The sequence below is a fragment of the Virgibacillus sp. Bac330 genome (assembly GCF_003667845.1).
GTDB lineage: Bacteria > Bacillota > Bacilli > Bacillales > Amphibacillaceae > Virgibacillus > Virgibacillus chiguensis.
Genome location: NZ_CP033048.1, coordinates 3177129 through 3193998, shown reverse-complemented (window position 1 = coordinate 3193998; position 16870 = coordinate 3177129). Strand labels below are relative to the sequence as shown.

Here is a 16870-nt window from a genome sequence, read left to right as displayed (position 1 = left end):
TTTGGTGGAATGAAAAATGATTAAAGAAGCATTGCAATACATTGTTGGATTAGGAAAAGCAGAAATTCATGGTGAGAATGGACAGACATATTCAGATAAGAAATTGCACTTGATTGAGGAACCGACCGCAAGACCGTTTACGGTTCATACTTTATCAGGTTTAGTAAGCTATATAAAATCTGAATTTGATGGTGATGAGCCTGTTATTTTACATGTGGTTAGTCCTACGTCTGTAACAGTTAAGTCAGCATTAAACTCTGATCAAGAAAGAGACTATTTTCTAAAAGCAGAAGCACTTCTCCCGACTTTTATTTTCAATGATTGGTATAGCACAGAGAAATTCAATATTAGTTTACAATCTTGCTTTATACAAAACGAAGATCGTGATGTAATGCTTAAAGTGGTTGGTAACATAACAGAAGATCAAGTGAAGACCGTTAGTGATGATGGAATATCACAGGCAGTAGTTGCGAAAGTGGGAGTAGCTTCAGTTGGAAATGTTGAAGTACCGAATCCAGTTTCGTTAATACCATACAGAACCTTTGTTGAAGTACTACAACCTGAGAGTGATTTTATATTTCGTATGCAATCGGGACCAAGTTGTGCTCTCTATGAGGCAGATGGAGGAGCTTGGAAAAACGAAGCTGTAGACAATATTAAAGATTACCTTGGATGTGCGCTTAAAGAAGAAGTTGAAGATGGTCGTGTAACTATAATTGCTTAATAAGGAGGCGCCTTTTCAGGAGCCTGATAACTACTATAGCGGCGGAGGTTACTTATAATGGCGGGTAAAGAATGGTTAGCTGAATACGCAGATAGTATAAGAAACAATCTCTCTGAAATTATAGGTATTTTGCAAGAAAAAGAGGATTTAAAAGAACGTGTGCAAGAGTTGGAAAAACGTTGCCACTATCTAAACAATGAGCTCTTTAGTGAGCGAACGATAAAAAATGAGTTTCAGCAAGGCATTGAAAAACAGGGCAAAAGGATTAAAGAATTAGAGATGGCTTTAGAACAAATAAAAGAAAAAGAGGCCTAAAAAAGCCTCTTTTACACCAATTAAGAACAAGCGTTCCCCTTTGAATATATTATCATATCGAGAGGGGAAATAAAATGGCACTACAAAAGAATACACTTTACAACGGGGACTGCATTGAAGGGATGAAACATATAGATAACAAATCTATAGACATGATTTTATGTGATCTGCCTTATGGAACCACGCAATGTAGATGGGATGAAGTAATCCCCTTTGATCAACTTTGGGAACAATATAGGCGGATTATAAAAGATAATGGAGCTATTGTTCTTACTGCAAGCCAACCGTTTACAACAAAGTTGATTAACTCAAATTTTAAATGGTTTAGATATGAGTGGATTTGGAAGAAAGAAAATCATGTTACTGGGTTTCCAAATGCTAATTGGATGCCATTAAAAAACCATGAAAACATTTGTGTGTTTTATCGAAAATTACCTACGTATAACCCACAAGGACTTATAAAGATCAAACCTAAGCAGGTTAAAAGAAAAACAAGTATGCAAGCTTTAGGCGATAGAAACGATACGTTAAATAAATTTCATGTGGTTAGATATAAGAATTACCCTAAATCAGTTGTCTCTTTTCCGCGTGATAAAATGACGTTTCACCCTACTCAAAAGCCAGAAAGTTTATTTGAATACTTGATTAAAACTTATACAAACGAAGGTGAAACCGTGCTAGACAATTGTATGGGTGCTTGCACAACTGCTGTTGCTGCAGATAATGCCAACCGCAACTGGATTGGATTCGAAATAGAAAGTGAATATTGTCATAAGGGTAAAGAGAGAATAAATACAAATAGAGAGCGAATAGGGCTGCCTTCAGTAGATGTGAAAACACTAGATAATAAATAGGAGTGAAGCCTTTGACAAAAGGAAGGTATATTGCAGGAAGTTTTGCTTTTGCATGTCTAATAGCATTACTGATTGTTTCAGTTGTTAAATATCAGCAGTTAAGTAGGACCGTCGAGGAACAAGAAAAGAAAATAGAAATGCTGCAGGAAGAAAACGCATTGCTGCATGATGAAAATTGGAATTTAAACCAACACCTAATGAAAGAAGTGGCTGAATAATGGATTTAATAAAGGGTAGTATTAAAAAATTACCTGAGGAAGATCTGTTAATTCTCTACCAAGATGCAACTAATAGAATTGGTTCTAATTCTTTAGGTGGAGATCCAGATCCTGTTTATATTAAGAAGCAAGAAACGATAATCGAAGCCATTCAAGAAGAATTAAAAGCTAGAGAGACTTAAAAATAAAAAAGACAGGATTCCTCCTGTCCAGCGCATATTCATTATAACACAGAACATAGGAGGAATCCTTGTGAGATTAAAAGATATAAATATTGACCCTAGTACAATGAAGCTAGAAATTGATATAATGGAACATAATGGTAGCTTTGCTATAGTGGTTTGTGATGGTAAAGCGAAGTTGACAGGTCTTCCCAATCATGGGGAAACCAAAATAATCACGCACCAGGGTAAGGTGAAACGTGTGAAGTATGATGAGGGGGAAGAATTTTGAATTCATGTATATTTTCCTTTATAATTAATAATAATTTATATAAAAGGCTAAATGAAAGCAGGGTAGTTTATGAAGGTTAACTTAAAAAATTTAGCGCATATTAAAAGCGCAGAATTTGAAGATGAGCAGTTGGTAATAATTTTAGGTGATAATGGTTCCGGAAAAACTTTAATGTTAGAAACAATTTCTTTATTGAAAAATTATTATAGTGACCGCCTTGACAAATACGCTGCTGAAATGAAAGAAAAATTCGGAGAATCAATTAACCTCAATTTTAAATGGGAAGACTTGAAGCTAAATAAAATTTTAAAAAGTATTGGGGAGGTAATGAATGAAGATAGAAAATTCTTTACTCGACCAATTAAAGGTTTGACTTTTGGCGTTTCTGTTAGTAAACCTCAAAATTTAACAAGTGAATTGAAAACGATACTTGATTCCGAAAAAGAAAATGCGATTGACAAAGTAAATAATGATATTCTTTTAGAAACCAAACAAGAAAAGGGGGATTTTTCATTTTCATTGCAAGATACTCCTCGGTTCTTTGAAAATGCGAATGTAAAGCTTAATATATTGATAAATGCTACTGGAAAATTGATGATTATATTGTTTGATGAAACGGGAAACACAGTAAGATCTACCATCTCCTTGTTTGATAAGCGATCTAATTTATTTGATGAAGGGGATTTATATTTAATTCAAGAAGAGGAGTTAGATTCGTTTTTCGTGCCAGAACAGGAACTGCAAGAAATGATCCAAGTCGAGATCAAAAAACTATTTATAAAATTGAAATTAGTATCTTACTTTGGGCCAAAAAATATTTTGTATCTACCGTCTGAAAGAAACTTGTTGATGGATAACGTATTTAAAAATGCAGCAGAAGCAACAGAATTAAATAGCATTGAATATAAGCAAAGATACAGTGAAAAGTTATTTAATTATGAATATTTAAGATATAAACACATCTCAGGGCAAATCAGTGGTATCTTAGATAAAAGACGTTATTCGACTGCCTTAGATCCCTTATTTGGCGGAAAGATTGTTTATGGAGATGATGGTGAAGTATCTAAAATTGAAAAGGAAGATGGCGCAAAAATAAAAAGGGAGTTGTTTTCAACAAAGCAAAATCGATTGATTCCTTTTCTGATGATAGAGACAAGATTACCTCCTAGTTATGACTATATTATAATTGAAGAACCTGAGGCTCATTTGTCTTTAAAAAGCATGAAAGAATTAGTTAACTATCTTACTTCATTGCTCAATGATAAGAAGAAAAATCTCCAGAAGGAAATTATTCTTAGTACACATAGTGATGTGTTTTTTGCTTTTTTAAATAATAAAATAATTGATAACCAATTAGAAGCAAATGTTTATGAGATGAAGATATGTGAAGATGAAACAAGTATATTAGAAAAGAAAGAGCGAAGTGAGTATGGTTTTCAAGTAGACTTATTCACTGATTTGTTGAAAGAATTATATGACGAAACATTTTTAATACAACAGAAAGAGAAAGAGGATGAATAATATTGCTTGGGGAGAGAGGTTTTCTTGTAAAAGAAGATTTTTATGAAAAAGTACACAGATGTAAAGTCATAAAGGAGAATTTGAAAGACAATGATGAGTTAATGAAGGTAACGTTCAAAGTTAAAGATGATCTGGAAACTTTTCATATATTTTGCGATAAAAGTGCTAAAGAAACAAGTAGGGTAAAGTTTCTTAGCTATGAAAAGTTTCCAGACGGTATTTTCATTGTACATAATAAAGATGGGTCAATTGATTGTCACATTTGTGAATTGAAACGTAACCCCACAAATAATTTAAAGAATTTATCTTTACAGTTGTTTTGTGGTTATCTACATTGTAAATTGTTTTTAACTACACTAGAATTAAATGATAAAGATATAAATTATAATTACAATGTTTTTATGATCAAAGGTTACGATAAAGAAGAGGATTATCGAAGATTACCAAATACTCCTATGAAAATTTCTCCTGGTAAAAAAATCATTAAAGAATCTGATTACGATGACTGGAAAAATAATAGGGTGAGATTGGAGGAAAATGGAGTGGAATTATTGGATGTATCAGTTAACAAATATACTTTGAGGGAAATAGAAGATACTGATGATCTGATAAAAGAATTCCATTATACTTTGGCCATATAGATTATTACATATCCTACCAGCCATCTGGAGGACACTGAATGACGCAATAAGCGTTGTTTGGTGTCTTTTTTTATTTTAAATATGACGAGTGGGGGCTCGAATATGAATAAAAAACAGTAAGCGTAAAACAGCCCACACCTATTATGTAGATGTGGGCCTATGTTAAGATTTACTTAGATTTCGTAGGAACACGACACTCTTGAGGCAGCGTGGTTGACCACGGTAAGAGTCGGGTTAGTTGTTCCCTATCTGTTGTATCTATATTGGGAAGTCGTTCAAATAAGTAGCTAAGATAATGGAATGGATTTAATCCGTTTTCCTTCGCTGTTTCCACTATGCTATAAACAATGGCACTGGATGTAGCTCCTTTGGCGGTATTACTAAACAGCCAAGCTTTTCTTCCGATCACAAAAGGCTTGATCGACCGCTCTGCGCAGTTGTTGTCTATCTCCAATCTTCCATCCTTTAAAAATCCTTCTAAGCGATCCCATTGTTTACGGCAATAGGTAACAGCTTTGCCTAGTTTACTCTTCGGAAGAACACGCGGCGTTTGCTGTTTTAGCCATGCTGAAAAAGCATCCAGCACGGGCTGACTGCGCTCCAAACGTTGTTCATAACGTTCCTGTGGGCTAACGCTCTTTAGGTCGCGTTCGATATCGAATAATTGATTACAAAAGTCTAAGCCTTCTTTCGCTTTTACCGCTGTAGTGGTCGAAGATTCGGGAAGCGATTGTAATGCTTCTGTGAATTTACGACGTGCATGCGCCCAGCAACCAATCAGTACGACATTCTTTATTCCATTATAACCAGGGTAACCGTCTACTGTTAAGTAGCCCTGATATCCCTGTAGGAATCGTCGTGGATGTTTGGATGCTCTTGTTTGCTGGTACTCATACAAAATGATTGGCACATCCGTGTGTCCAGAGCGATACAGCCACATATACGAATTGGAAGTAGCTTTTCTACCTGGTTCAGATAAAACTTGTACAACTGTTTCATCTGCATGTATGGTATCCAATTCTAATAGGGCGGTATGCATCTCTTTGTAAATGAGTGTAAGCCAAGTGGTCGCACCATATATGACCCAATTAGCTAGTGTTTGACGTGGAATAAAGACGCCAAATCGTTCGAATTGCTTCTCTTGGCGATACAACGGCATTCCTTCCACGTATTTTTGCGACATCGTATAGGCCATGGCGGAAGGAGAGGCTAAACTCCCTGGAAACACAGGCGCTGGCATTTTAGCTGTTTGAATAGGCGTTTGTATCTCATGTTGTTCACAATGACGACAGCTATAGACGTACTGGACATGTTCCACCACTTTCACCTGCGCAGGAATAACCTTTAATTCTTTACGCACTTGCGTGCTCATTTCATGCAGTTCACCAGCGCAACACGAACACACCTGTTCCTCAGCAGGTAAACGGTATTCTACCGTTTCCGTAGGCAGGTTGTCTAATTGCTCCTTGCGTTGCCCTTTTTGCTTCTTGCGTTTATATGTAATCGTCTCCACCGTAGGCTCTTCATGGTTGGAATCCGAAGTGTCCTCTACCTCGTTAAAAAGAGACAGTTGGTCAGAATTGGTCTTCTCGCTAGAAGAGCCGAATTTTTGTTGTTGAAGCAATCTAAATTGTTCTTCATACCATTTTAATTTTGCTTCTAACTCTTCTTTTTCCAACTCTAGCTTTTCGTTGAGCTCTTGATAATATTCCATTGTTTTCTTGTTTGTTTCCGCTGTTTTATCCATAAAATTAGTATACGAAAAAGAACCCGACTTGCCTAGTCGAATTCCCGTATTTCTATATTTCAATTTTTTATAGAATCGTGCGCGCTAGTACTTCTCTGTGTGCTTGGTGCTGGTTCATCGACATACCATCCAACAACCAGCGAAATTGACGTGGGCTAATAGATATAGGCGTTAAGTCTTTATCGGATGGCCATTGAAATGTTCCTTTTTCAAGCCGACGATAATACAGCCAAAATCCGTTGACTTCCCATTGCAGTATTTTTAACTTATCACGCTTTCGGTTACAAAATACAAACAGGCAAGGAGAAAAAGGGTCTAAATCGAAGCATTCTATCACAATGGCAGCAAGTCCATCAATCGATTTACGCATATCTGTGCTACCGCAAGCTAAATACACTTTTTCAAATGGCATATTCATGAACGTGATTACTTCCCTAAAACATGAATAATATCCGAGAGTAAGTTCATATCCGTTCCTGATCGCACTTCAATGGAGGTAGAACCAACGTGAATAAAGATTGGTTCTTTCTCGTGAGGTGGTACAAGTGGAAAATCACCCATTTGAACGGTTAGCCATTGTGTTTCCCTGGATGCGCTTTTCTTGATGGAAGTTTTGCCGTGCTCACGAAATTGTTGCACCCAATAATACATCTGATGCGTTTTAATTTCTTTCCCTCGGCACCATTCAGATATACTTTGTCCGCTTTTTTTCCAGGCATCATACCGCGCTTTCCATTCTATTCGCTTGTCTTTTAGGGTCATCGCATAACCTCCTAATTTATTTTCTAAGAAGATTATCACATAGATGCCCTGTGATTGTTATGTGTATTTTATTTTACGCTTACAAAAAACAAGTGGAAGATCTCATTTATCAGTATCATTGGAGAAAAAGAGAATTAGACAGGATTTTTAATATTCTATTTGGTGGCTCAACGTCAATGCTTTCGTTTGGCATGGTTTCACAATATGGCATTGAAGCAACATTACCTAAGCCCAATACAACAATAAAAAGCCCGGCTGAAATAGATGCAATGGATGCTCGAGAACAACGTCTTTACAAAAGATATAAAGATTTTGGAGATATTGTGAAATCTATTGAAAGCATTGTAGATTACTTAGAAGATGTACAACATCAAATTATACTAGATTGCATGATGGAGGGCATGAGTTATCGTTCTATTGCTGATCATCTTGGGGTTAATCGTAATAAAATACGTGAAATGAAAGAGGATATGCTGTGCCAAATATGCCAAAAGTGCCACTTCTTACATGATTTGCTGGATAAAAATTCAGCATGATAAAATGGATGGCAGGACGGGCAGGCGAAAGTCGTCCAGTTAATACAATAAAAAAGGTAAATTAAATAGTAATAATCACTCAAGTGTATAGCTTGGGTGCTTTTCTCTATTTATATGTAAGTCTTTAGGTTTAATAAACTAGTAAAAAATAACTAAAAGTTATTAAAAAAAGAAGGAATAAACATTTTTGTGTCGAACTATACTATAAAGAGCATATATAAAGGTGACATAAAAATGAAATTCTTTCTTACATTATTTAGGGCTATATTAATTGGAACTAATCTTGTGCTTATAAATTTTCAACCAAATACCGACACTGAAATTAAATTGTTTTTTGCAACAAGACTTGTTTTTTTTCTAATGTTAATCATTGATTATGCCAACGTTGCATATTATAACAAAGGGCTAGAAAAAATAATTGGATTAATAGGGCTTGTTATTTCATTGATTTTTGCTTGTGTAGATGGAGCAGGATTTTTTAATTTTATACTTTTGGAGGCTTCAGAAGCCGGTTATGTAATAAAAGGTAATTCAAACAATTTATTAACAAGCATGATTGGTACATTTAGTCTTTCTTCTTATGTTTTTTATAGTTGGGTAAGCATAGTATGTTTATTAGGAATTGAAACTGTCAATTACGGTGCTAGGTACGTACCCAATTTAGTAAACGAAGCTAAAAATCAAAAAGTTGCTTAAAGGTGGTGATTAAATGTTAACAAATACAGATTTTGTTTTACTGTTAGTTGCATTTGTCATTTCTGTATTTTTAGGTGTATTGTTAAGAATTGTTTATTACTCAAGGGTACCAATAAAAAAATATTATAGAAGAATTTTAAACATTATAGTATTACAAATAGCGTTTCCTATTATAGCTTTTAAGGAGATTACGAATCATAGAACTGACTTTATAAGTAAAATTAATAAGGATAGTACTTTAAGTGAAAAGCAAAAAATAAAATTAAAAAAGGGTTTATCATCCAACAAAAGAATTGCTTTGAGGATTTTTTGGAATTCAATAACTCGTTTTAGAAGAAATTTAGATAGACATGTTAAAATGTTAAATAATATTGAAGCTCAAAAAGGTGCTGGGGTTACCGTTAAATTCAGGATTAAGTTTTTTAAAAAAGAAGCGAATAAAAGAGGAATTTTTAATAATAAAGACATGTACGGATTGTACGCATAAATCAATACAAGGGAAACAAAAAAGCACTCAAGTATATAGCTTGGGTGCTTTTTAATAATGTACAACCAACCGATATACATAATTGGGAGGTTGATAAGCATGAATATAGATTTTAGTCCGTTGGAATTAACAATGAATGATATAGCTTTTAATCTAGCAAAATTGTTAGGGATCCCGCTTATAATATCATTAGCAGCAGGTTTGATGCTGGAGATTCTAAAAGCTCCGAAAGGTTTAATAAGGTTTATTGCACCATTAATCTTTCTTTTATCGTTTGCAGTGGGATTGAAAATAATGTTTTAGGTGATTTTATGCATTATTTACCTTTTTGCTGAATAAAGTAAAATAATATTTGAAACTGAATTAAATTGTAAAATATTACTATTTTTTGCAGGAGAACTTACTTCCTTGTTTAATTAATATAATAAGGCATTAAAACATTTATAGGAGGTAAAGAAATGAAAAAGTGGACGTTAGTTTTATTAATCGCTGCATTTGGTTTTTTAGTTGGTTGGGATAAACAAGAAAGTGCTACAAGCTTTGAATCTGATGAAATAACCAAAGAATTCATTGAGAAAAACTTAGACATTGGAATGACAGAATCCCAAGTAATAGATCTACTTGGTGAAGCTGATGCAATTGGCAGAGGTGCAATGGACTATTTACCTACCTGGAGATACGACATCGGAGTTCCAGAGGGATATTTCTATGAAGAACCTGATGAGCAATTTAGGGAAGAAGGAATTCTTGATACTGTAGATAGGAAAAATATTAAAAACGGTACTGTTAAAATGCAGTTATTAATAGGGTGGAAAGAAGGTAGAATTAATGATATTTCTAACACTTATTTAGAAAATGATAAGTTAGTAACTTATTATATGTTACCTAATGGCATGATAAAGTATGAATCGTTTTAAATATAAGCCTATGTTAATAATATCCTGAATCAAATTAAACAACATATTCTAAGACATCTCAAGTATGAGGTGTCTTTTCTTTTACCCAAAACAAACTCGATTATAGCTGGAGGTGGGTGTTGATGTAAATGGAAGCCAAGCATAAGAAAGCTGAAAAAGATTATATCCAAGGCATGAAATATAAGGATATAGCTGAGAAATATGAAGTATCGATTAATACGGTGAAGTCATGGAAAAGGCGCCACGGTTGGGAAAGAAATAAGGGTGCACCCAAAGAAAAAAGTGTGCACACAAAAAGAGGCGGCCAACCAGGAAACAAAAATGCTATAGGGAATTCTGGCGGTGCTGCTCCTAAAAGAAATACTAATGCTGTTAAACACGGCTTATTCGCAAAGTACCTACCAGAAGAAACGCTGGAGATAGTAAACGAAATAGATAGCATTGCTCCACTTGATATATTATGGATGAACATAAAAATGCAGTTTGCATCCATTATGCGAGCGCAACAGATTATGTTTGTTGAAGATAAATATGATTTAACAAAAGAAGTTAAGAAAACAGAAACAGCCGACGGAGATAATTTTTCAACAGAAAAGAATGAATGGGAAATACAGTTCGCTTGGGATAAACAGGCGAACTTCTTAAATTCCCAAAGTCGAGCTATGGGTGAGTTGCGAAGTATGTTAAAGCAGTTTTATGAGTTGGCCAATTATGACGATGATAGGCTGCTGGAAGTTGAAAGAATGAGAGCTGTTATTGATAAGACAAAAGCCGAGACTCTCAAATTAAAAGGTGATGACGGAGAAGAATACGAAGACGACGGATTCATGGATGCTATAAAGTCATCAACGGACATTTGGGATGATGACGATGAGTAAAAAGAAGCCAGCGCTATTTAAATTCAAACCGTTTTCTAAGAAACAGCTGAAAGTATTGAATTGGTGGACGAATAAATCACCTTACAAAGATAAAGATGGCATCATATGCGACGGATCAGTCCGAGCAGGTAAAACAGTTGTTATGTCTTTATCTTTTGTTATGTGGGCAATGGATACTTTTAACGATGAAAATCTAGGACTAGCAGGAAAGACAATAGGTTCATTTCGTCGTAACGTGGTCACACCATTAAAACGCATGTTACGTTCAAGGGGATATAAAGTAAAAGATCACCGTGCAGATAACATGCTTGCTATTACGAAAAAAGGTAAAACTAATTACTTTTATATCTTTGGCGGTAAAGACGAATCAAGTCAAGATTTAATCCAGGGTATTACGTTAGCTGGAATGTTCTTCGATGAGGTGGCTTTGATGCCTCAGTCGTTTGTTAACCAAGCAACAGCTCGTTGTTCCGTAGAGGGATCTAAGTTGTGGTTTAACTGCAACCCCGAAGGACCGCACCATTGGTTTAAAACGGAGTATTTAGATCAATTAGAAGAAAAGAACATGCTGCACTTGCATTTCACGATGGATGATAATTTATCATTATCGCAGAAGATCAAAGAACGCTATAAGCGCATGTATAGTGGTGTTTTCTATCAAAGGTATATATTAGGTCTATGGGTGCTTGCGGATGGTATTATCTACGACATGTTTAACGAGAAAGAGCATGTTGTTGAGGCTGTAACAAGAGATTACAGCAAATATTATGTATCCATTGACTATGGAACGCAGAACCCAACTGTATTCGGACTTTGGGGTTTTTGTGATGGCGTTTGGTACAAAGTGAAGGAATACCACTACAGTGGACGAGAAAAAGAGAAACAAAAAACAGACCAAGAGTATTACGAGGATTTAGTAGAGTTTGTCGGACATAGAAAAATCACTTCTTATATCATCGATCCGTCTGCAGCTTCTTTTATAGCTTTGTTAAAAAAGAATGGTAAAAGAGTCAAAAAAGCTAAAAATGACGTTTTGGAAGGAATAAGGAATCTAGCCACTTCATTGATTGACGTTTCTATTAAATATAATGATTGCTGTAAAGAGACGTTTAAAGAGTTTGGTTCCTACATTTGGGATGAGAAAGCAGCAGAACGTGGAGAAGACAAACCAGTAAAGCAGCATGACCATCATTTAGATGCTGATCGATATTTCGTTAATACGATTGTTAAAAAGCCAAAAGCTATAACTATACTAAAATAAGGCAGGTGAAAAAAATGTACCCGACTACTCCAACACATACAGAAGAGCTTATTCAAGTTATTAAAAGTAATTCGCCAAAAGTAACGGATATCATAAAAGACTATATTGATAACCATGATACTTCCAAAATGCTTGAGGGGGTGCGCTATTACTTCAACGAATCAGATATCATTAACCGTCAAATCTATAAGTATGAAAATGATGTAAAAGTTGTGGATCCTGATGCGACAAACAATAAGCTTCCGACAAATTGGCATAAGACGTTAGTTGATCAAAAAATATCTTATTTAGCCGGGAAACCAATCACGATTAACAGCAGAGAGGATAATGATTCTGTTTTAGATTTGATCAATGAAATCTTAGATGATGATTTTAACGACACGTTACCAGAGTTGGTGAAGCATGCTTCTAATAAAGGCAGAGAGTGGCTTCACGTATATGTAGATGAACATGGTGAATTTGATTATATTATTGTACCAGCGCAAGAATTCATTCCCATTTTTGATAACACAAAGCGAAAGAACTTAATTGCAGGCATTCGTTACTATGATTTAGATGACGGCACTAGAAAAATAGAGCTGTGGGATGATCAGCAAGTGACTTTTTACGAGGAATCAGAAGAAGGGATTGTGCTGGATGTTAATTATGAACTGAATCCACAATCTCATTTTTATTATGGTGCTAAAGGTTATGGATGGGGATCAGTTCCGTTTATTGAATTCAAGAATAACGAGGAAGCCGTAAGCGATTTGATTTTTTATAAACGGTTGATAGATGTCTTTGAAAAGATACTTTCTAGCACATCGAATACGATCGAGGATGTTCAAAAGTTTTTATATGTTTTAAAGGGATATGACGGCACTGAATTAGATGAGTTCATTACTAATCTAAAACGGTACAGAACTGTTAAAACAGACGGAGAAGCAGGATCAGGTGTAGACATTAAGCAGGGAGACGTACCAATAACAGCAACTGACAGTATGCTGGATAGAATTACAGATTTGATTTATCAAGCTGGCCAAGGCGTTAATGTTTCAACGGACAAATTTGGTAATAATCCTTCTGGGGTTGCACTGCAATTCCTGTACTCGTTTCTGGACATGAAAGCTAATGTCATGGAGCGTAAATTTAGTAAGGCGCTCAAAAAGCTAACGTGGTTTATTTGTGAGTATCTAAGTATTGCAAAGAACATCCAAACGGATTACAAAAATTACTCTTTTACTTTTAATAAAACAATGATTACCAATAGGACAGAGGAAATCAACAATGCAAATAGTTCTATGGGTATTGTTAGTAAGGAAACAGCGTTGGCCAATCACCCGTTTGTTACCGATGTTCAGGCCGAGTTGGAAAGGTTAGAACTTGAAGAAGAAAAGCAGGGGCATGAGTTAGAGCCTTTGGGTGGTGAGGATGACAATGAACCAACTGGAGATTGAGGAATATCTGGACAAACTGGCTCAGCAAACTGAATCAGACATTGAGGAAGTTTTTAATAGGCGGTTACGTGTTATTCTTAATCAACTATCTGCCATGTACGAGAAATACGGTAATGGCGATGGCGAAATATCCTGGACAGACGTTAATAAATACAGCAGGCTTACTAAAGAGTTGAACCGTATTAACAAAGTGTTAAATGACGGATATAAGGAAATCGTTAAGATGCTGCAACAGTCCACTGAGAATATTTATCTTGAAGGCTATTTAAGGCATATGTACCTGTATGAAATGAGTACAGGCTATTCTATGCGTGTCACGCTTCCAACCATGGAAGTAATACGAGAAATATTGAAAAACCCTATTTCCAAGCTAACTTTGCCGTCTATTTTTGAAGAACACCGAAACCAGATCATTAGGAGAATTAATATTGAAATTGCTCAAGGAATACAAGCAGGTGAAGGGTATGCGGTAATAGCAAGACGCCTTCAAAAATCCGTTTACTTTGGGCGAAATAAAGCCCGTACAGTGGTCAGAACAGAAGCTGGTAGAGCTAGAAGTATTGCTGCTGAAAAGTCCGAGGAAAGGGCTTCAAAATACGTCCAAATAACTGGTGTATGGCTGTCTGCATTGGATTTACGAGTAAGAAAGTCTCACAGGCAATTAGACGGCAAAGAAACCGATGCAGAAGGTTATTTCCACTACAAAGGCATGAAGGCAAAAGGACCCCATCATTGGGGTGTACCGCATATGGATATTAACTGTAGATGTATTAAGTTACGCAAGGTGAATGGCATGTTTCCTGAGTATCGCAGAGGCAGAGATTACATGGATCCGAAATACCAAGAGAAACTGGCAGAACGAATGGAGCAGTTTATGGCTGATGAAAGCTTGACCTATAAACAAGCTCTTAAACGTGCACAGGAAGAGGTACAGCCACCGTCAACGACGATTCCTTTCACTTCTTACGACGAGTGGTATAAAAAATTAGCTGCATAGGAGGAATGAAAATGAATGAACAAATTGAAAACAACTTTAGGTATCATGCACCGAAAGAAAGTCAAGTTGAAAAATACACAGCTATTAGGGAAAAAGCGAAGGAATTAGCTTATTTGATTGACGAAGTTTGCCCCAACAGTCGTGAAAAATCAGTCGCATTAACTAATCTGGAAACATCAGTTATGTGGGCTAATGCTTCAATTGCACGTAATGAATAACACTCGTCTTTAGCCAACAGACGATATAAACAGGGCTTTTTATTATGCCCATTTTAAAGGCTTGGGGTAAAACTAAGCGCAACCTTAGGCGTGAGGTGAACACGTAGAAAAACATGAATAAGGAGACTGATGTAGATGGATTTAAAAGAATTGCTAGGAGAAGAACTGTATAACCAGGTCATGGAAAAAGCAGGTGATAACAAGATTGCGATTGTTTCGGATGGTCAATGGATTCCGAAGCAGAAGTTCGATGATGTTAACACGTCATTAAAGGACTTAAAGAACCAATTAAAAGATCGAGATACGCAACTAGAGGACTTGAAAACTAAAGCAACTGGTAATGAGGATTTACAGAACCAAATCCAACAACTTCAAGAAGACAATAAAAAAATTAAAGAAGATTATGAAGCTAAAATTCAGCAGCAGTCTTTTGATTTTGCTCTTGAAAAGACTCTTGCAGCTCAAAAGGCACGTAATCCTAAAGCAGTTAAAGCTCTATTAAACACAGAGGCTATCAAGCTGGATGGAGATAAACTCTTAGGTTTAGAAGAACAACTAACCGCACTTAAAGAAAGTGACGGTTATTTATTTGGCGAAGAAGAGCCAGCTGGTTTGCAGGGTAGACAACCGCATCCAGGGAATCCAAATAATTCTGCACCACAGAAAAACCCATTTAGTAAAGAACATTTTAATTTAACAGAACAAGGAAAATTGTTCAGAGAAAATCCTGAACTATACAAACAATTAAAGGCGCAAGCCGGAAAATAAAAGGAGAATGATATAGATGACTACACGTATTGCAGACGTAATTCAACCAGAAGTATTTACAGATTACGTTATTCATAGAAGTACTGAAAAGTCCGCACTTATTCAAAGTGGGATTGTAGCAAACGACCCTGAATTTAATAATTTGGCAAGTGGTCCAAACACCATAATTAATATGCCATTTTGGAATGATCTAACGGGTGATTCTGAAATTATTAAAAACGAGGGAGATCTAACACCGGGTAAAATTACATCAAGCAAAGATGTTGCACGTAAACAAGGACGGGCTCGTGCTTGGGGTGCTAACGGATTATCTGCCCTATTATCTGGTGATGATCCAATGGGTGCTATTGCTGACTTGGTATCAAATTATTGGAACCGACAAGACCAAGCAATGCTACTTGCGACTTTAGAAGGTATTTTTAAGGCTTCTAACATGAAAACCAAAGTATTAGACATAACAGGAGAGAAAGGCACAGATGCATTGTTAGATGGTGATAGCTTTATCGATGCAGGGCAATTAATGGGAGATGCAAAAGACCTCTTAACAGGTGTCATGATGCATTCGGCTGTTGAAGCCTATTTGGCTAAAAGAGACCTAATTGAGTACGTGAAAGAATCTGAGCAATCTGACCGTATTCCTTATTTCATGAATAAGCGAGTTATTGTTGATGATGGAATGCCTTACGATACTTCCAATAAAGATAGTTCTATGTATCTTTTTGGCAGTGGGGCGATTGCACAAGGCAATGGTTCACACCCGAATATCATCCCGACAGAAATTGACAGAAATAAAATGTCATCTTCTGGAGAGGATTACCTTATCAATCGCCGTATTCAATTGTTGCATCCTAGAGGTGTTAAATGGACGGAACAAAGCGTTGCAGAGGAATTCCCTACTAATTCAGAATTAGCTACAGGAACGAACTGGACACGTGTTTATGACCCGAAAGCTATTCGAATTGTAAAGTTCAAATTTAAAACCATTCCAGCAGAGACGGCAGAAAATTCAACTCCCTAATGAACCCCTTGGAATAGGGGGCGCCAAGATTGGAGACACCCTTGAAATTGGGTAATAACAAAGGAGGTTTTACAGGTGGCTACAAAAGAAGAATTAAAAAATGTATTTGTGACTGGTGCTATTCCAACAGAACAGAACTTTCACGATTTAATCGATGTTGCTGGTTCTCCTGGAGGAAAAGGTGATGCAGGGAAATCAGCTTATCAAATTGCTGTAGACAATGGTTTCAAAGGAACGGAGCAAGAGTGGTTAGCTTCTCTAAAAGGGGCAAAAGGGGATCCAGGAAATGACGGGGATAAAGGAGACGATGGCGTTAGCATCACTGATATCACATCAGACGGAACAAATATTACTTTCACCCTATCTGATGGCAGCACGAAGGAAATCCCTTGGCCAACTCAATCATAGCGCTTAAAGGGTAGG

General features: G+C 36.1%; 24 protein-coding genes. 21 read left to right on the top strand and 3 right to left on the bottom strand.

Annotation, left to right across the window (positions count from 1 at the left end; translation table 11 throughout):
- Window positions 1–16: 16 nt before the first annotated feature.
- From D9780_RS14775 to D9780_RS14740, 8 genes are all read left to right on the top strand, one after another.
- Window positions 17–724, top strand: a complete 708-nt coding sequence (locus tag D9780_RS14775) for a hypothetical protein (protein WP_121640629.1) — start codon at window positions 17–19, stop codon at window positions 722–724.
- 57 nt (window positions 725–781) lie between these two features.
- On the top strand, window positions 782–1039 hold the full coding sequence (locus tag D9780_RS14770) for a hypothetical protein (protein ID WP_121640628.1): 258 nt from the start codon (window positions 782–784) through the stop codon (window positions 1037–1039).
- A 74-nt stretch (window positions 1040–1113) separates the two neighbouring features.
- Entirely contained in the window at window positions 1114–1893 is a 780-nt protein-coding gene (locus D9780_RS14765) for a DNA-methyltransferase (RefSeq protein WP_121640627.1), read from the top strand.
- Between the two features lie 11 nt (window positions 1894–1904).
- The gene (locus D9780_RS14760) at window positions 1905–2111 is read left to right on the top strand and encodes a hypothetical protein (protein ID WP_121640626.1); all 207 of its coding nucleotides are present in this window, start codon (window positions 1905–1907) and stop codon (window positions 2109–2111) included.
- Window positions 2111–2293 carry a hypothetical protein gene (locus D9780_RS14755; RefSeq protein ID WP_121640625.1) on the top strand — a complete coding sequence of 61 codons (183 nt, stop codon included), beginning with the start codon at window positions 2111–2113 and terminating at the stop codon, window positions 2291–2293. The genes D9780_RS14760 and D9780_RS14755 overlap by 1 nt, the downstream gene beginning before the upstream one ends.
- Window positions 2294–2363: 70 nt before the next feature.
- Window positions 2364–2564 (top strand): XtrA/YqaO family protein, encoded by a 201-nt coding sequence (locus tag D9780_RS14750; protein WP_121640624.1) that lies wholly within the window; start codon window positions 2364–2366, stop codon window positions 2562–2564.
- 69 nt (window positions 2565–2633) lie between these two features.
- Complete coding sequence (locus D9780_RS14745) at window positions 2634–4085, top strand: AAA family ATPase (protein ID WP_121640623.1); 1452 nt, start codon at window positions 2634–2636, stop codon at window positions 4083–4085.
- A 2-nt stretch (window positions 4086–4087) separates the two neighbouring features.
- Entirely contained in the window at window positions 4088–4726 is a 639-nt protein-coding gene (locus tag D9780_RS14740) for a hypothetical protein (protein ID WP_121640622.1), read from the top strand.
- A gap of 169 nt (window positions 4727–4895) precedes the next feature.
- On the opposite strand, the gene D9780_RS14735 is transcribed toward D9780_RS14740, so the two are convergent.
- From D9780_RS14735 to D9780_RS14725, 3 genes are all read right to left on the bottom strand, one after another.
- Complete coding sequence (locus D9780_RS14735) at window positions 4896–6473, bottom strand: IS66 family transposase (protein WP_121640524.1); 1578 nt, start codon at window positions 6471–6473, stop codon at window positions 4896–4898.
- 67 nt (window positions 6474–6540) lie between these two features.
- Window positions 6541–6891: an IS66 family insertion sequence element accessory protein TnpB gene (tnpB, locus tag D9780_RS14730; RefSeq protein WP_162985763.1), complete on the bottom strand. Its 351-nt coding sequence runs from the start codon at window positions 6889–6891 to the stop codon at window positions 6541–6543.
- 8 nt (window positions 6892–6899) lie between these two features.
- Window positions 6900–7235 (bottom strand): IS66 family insertion sequence element accessory protein TnpA, encoded by a 336-nt coding sequence (locus D9780_RS14725; RefSeq protein ID WP_121639107.1) that lies wholly within the window; start codon window positions 7233–7235, stop codon window positions 6900–6902.
- A 59-nt stretch (window positions 7236–7294) separates the two neighbouring features.
- Here D9780_RS14725 and D9780_RS14720 point away from each other — a divergent pair, with 59 nt between their 5' ends.
- From D9780_RS14720 to D9780_RS14660, 13 genes are all read left to right on the top strand, one after another.
- On the top strand, window positions 7295–7771 hold the full coding sequence (locus D9780_RS14720; RefSeq protein WP_121640621.1) for a sigma-70 RNA polymerase sigma factor region 4 domain-containing protein: 477 nt from the start codon (window positions 7295–7297) through the stop codon (window positions 7769–7771).
- A gap of 234 nt (window positions 7772–8005) precedes the next feature.
- On the top strand, window positions 8006–8467 hold the full coding sequence (locus D9780_RS14715) for a hypothetical protein (RefSeq protein WP_121640620.1): 462 nt from the start codon (window positions 8006–8008) through the stop codon (window positions 8465–8467).
- 13 nt (window positions 8468–8480) lie between these two features.
- Window positions 8481–8954, top strand: coding sequence for a hypothetical protein (locus D9780_RS14710; RefSeq protein ID WP_121640619.1), 474 nt, complete (start codon window positions 8481–8483; stop codon window positions 8952–8954).
- Between the two features lie 99 nt (window positions 8955–9053).
- Complete coding sequence (locus tag D9780_RS14705; protein WP_121640618.1) at window positions 9054–9257, top strand: hypothetical protein; 204 nt, start codon at window positions 9054–9056, stop codon at window positions 9255–9257.
- 155 nt (window positions 9258–9412) lie between these two features.
- Window positions 9413–9871: a hypothetical protein gene (locus tag D9780_RS14700; protein ID WP_121640617.1), complete on the top strand. Its 459-nt coding sequence runs from the start codon at window positions 9413–9415 to the stop codon at window positions 9869–9871.
- A gap of 128 nt (window positions 9872–9999) precedes the next feature.
- Window positions 10000–10749, top strand: a complete 750-nt coding sequence (gene terS / locus D9780_RS14695; protein WP_121640616.1) for a phage terminase small subunit — start codon at window positions 10000–10002, stop codon at window positions 10747–10749.
- The gene (locus tag D9780_RS14690) at window positions 10736–12010 is read left to right on the top strand and encodes a PBSX family phage terminase large subunit (RefSeq protein ID WP_162985967.1); all 1275 of its coding nucleotides are present in this window, start codon (window positions 10736–10738) and stop codon (window positions 12008–12010) included. Before terS ends, D9780_RS14690 begins: the two co-directional genes overlap by 14 nt.
- A 14-nt stretch (window positions 12011–12024) precedes the next feature.
- A complete protein-coding gene (locus D9780_RS14685; RefSeq protein WP_121640614.1) occupies window positions 12025–13446 on the top strand; it encodes a phage portal protein in 1422 nt (473 codons plus the stop codon).
- Window positions 13421–14443 carry a phage minor head protein gene (locus tag D9780_RS14680; protein ID WP_240458703.1) on the top strand — a complete coding sequence of 341 codons (1023 nt, stop codon included), beginning with the start codon at window positions 13421–13423 and terminating at the stop codon, window positions 14441–14443. The genes D9780_RS14685 and D9780_RS14680 overlap by 26 nt, the downstream gene beginning before the upstream one ends.
- 11 nt (window positions 14444–14454) lie before the next feature.
- A complete protein-coding gene (locus D9780_RS14675) occupies window positions 14455–14661 on the top strand; it encodes an Acb2/Tad1 domain-containing protein (protein WP_121640613.1) in 207 nt (68 codons plus the stop codon).
- Window positions 14662–14796: 135 nt separating this feature from the next.
- Window positions 14797–15429, top strand: coding sequence for a phage scaffolding protein (locus D9780_RS14670; protein ID WP_121640612.1), 633 nt, complete (start codon window positions 14797–14799; stop codon window positions 15427–15429).
- Between the two features lie 16 nt (window positions 15430–15445).
- The gene (locus D9780_RS14665; RefSeq protein WP_121640611.1) at window positions 15446–16447 is read left to right on the top strand and encodes a coat protein; all 1002 of its coding nucleotides are present in this window, start codon (window positions 15446–15448) and stop codon (window positions 16445–16447) included.
- Window positions 16448–16522: 75 nt separating this feature from the next.
- Window positions 16523–16855, top strand: a complete 333-nt coding sequence (locus D9780_RS14660; protein WP_240458702.1) for a collagen-like protein — start codon at window positions 16523–16525, stop codon at window positions 16853–16855.
- Window positions 16856–16870: the final 15 nt, after the last annotated feature.

Excerpts from the sequence above, each read along its gene's own strand:
- D9780_RS14775 (WP_121640629.1), top strand. The coding sequence starts at position 17 with ATGATTAAAGAAGCATTGCAATACATTGTTGGATTAGGAAAAGCAGAA.
- D9780_RS14770 (WP_121640628.1), top strand. The coding sequence starts at position 782 with ATGGCGGGTAAAGAATGGTTAGCTGAATACGCAGATAGTATAAGAAAC.
- D9780_RS14765 (WP_121640627.1), top strand. The coding sequence starts at position 1,114 with ATGGCACTACAAAAGAATACACTTTACAACGGGGACTGCATTGAAGGG.
- D9780_RS14755 (WP_121640625.1), top strand. The coding sequence starts at position 2,111 with ATGGATTTAATAAAGGGTAGTATTAAAAAATTACCTGAGGAAGATCTG.
- D9780_RS14745 (WP_121640623.1), top strand. The coding sequence starts at position 2,634 with ATGAAGGTTAACTTAAAAAATTTAGCGCATATTAAAAGCGCAGAATTT.
- D9780_RS14735 (WP_121640524.1), bottom strand. The coding sequence starts at position 6,473 with ATGGATAAAACAGCGGAAACAAACAAGAAAACAATGGAATATTATCAA.
- tnpB (WP_162985763.1), bottom strand. The coding sequence starts at position 6,891 with ATGAATATGCCATTTGAAAAAGTGTATTTAGCTTGCGGTAGCACAGAT.
- D9780_RS14725 (WP_121639107.1), bottom strand. The coding sequence starts at position 7,235 with ATGACCCTAAAAGACAAGCGAATAGAATGGAAAGCGCGGTATGATGCC.
- D9780_RS14720 (WP_121640621.1), top strand. The coding sequence starts at position 7,295 with ATGTGTATTTTATTTTACGCTTACAAAAAACAAGTGGAAGATCTCATT.
- D9780_RS14715 (WP_121640620.1), top strand. The coding sequence starts at position 8,006 with ATGAAATTCTTTCTTACATTATTTAGGGCTATATTAATTGGAACTAAT.
- D9780_RS14710 (WP_121640619.1), top strand. The coding sequence starts at position 8,481 with ATGTTAACAAATACAGATTTTGTTTTACTGTTAGTTGCATTTGTCATT.
- D9780_RS14705 (WP_121640618.1), top strand. The coding sequence starts at position 9,054 with ATGAATATAGATTTTAGTCCGTTGGAATTAACAATGAATGATATAGCT.
- D9780_RS14700 (WP_121640617.1), top strand. The coding sequence starts at position 9,413 with ATGAAAAAGTGGACGTTAGTTTTATTAATCGCTGCATTTGGTTTTTTA.
- terS (WP_121640616.1), top strand. The coding sequence starts at position 10,000 with ATGGAAGCCAAGCATAAGAAAGCTGAAAAAGATTATATCCAAGGCATG.
- D9780_RS14690 (WP_162985967.1), top strand. The coding sequence starts at position 10,736 with ATGACGATGAGTAAAAAGAAGCCAGCGCTATTTAAATTCAAACCGTTT.
- D9780_RS14685 (WP_121640614.1), top strand. The coding sequence starts at position 12,025 with ATGTACCCGACTACTCCAACACATACAGAAGAGCTTATTCAAGTTATT.
- D9780_RS14680 (WP_240458703.1), top strand. The coding sequence starts at position 13,421 with ATGACAATGAACCAACTGGAGATTGAGGAATATCTGGACAAACTGGCT.
- D9780_RS14675 (WP_121640613.1), top strand. The coding sequence starts at position 14,455 with ATGAATGAACAAATTGAAAACAACTTTAGGTATCATGCACCGAAAGAA.
- D9780_RS14670 (WP_121640612.1), top strand. The coding sequence starts at position 14,797 with ATGGATTTAAAAGAATTGCTAGGAGAAGAACTGTATAACCAGGTCATG.
- D9780_RS14665 (WP_121640611.1), top strand. The coding sequence starts at position 15,446 with ATGACTACACGTATTGCAGACGTAATTCAACCAGAAGTATTTACAGAT.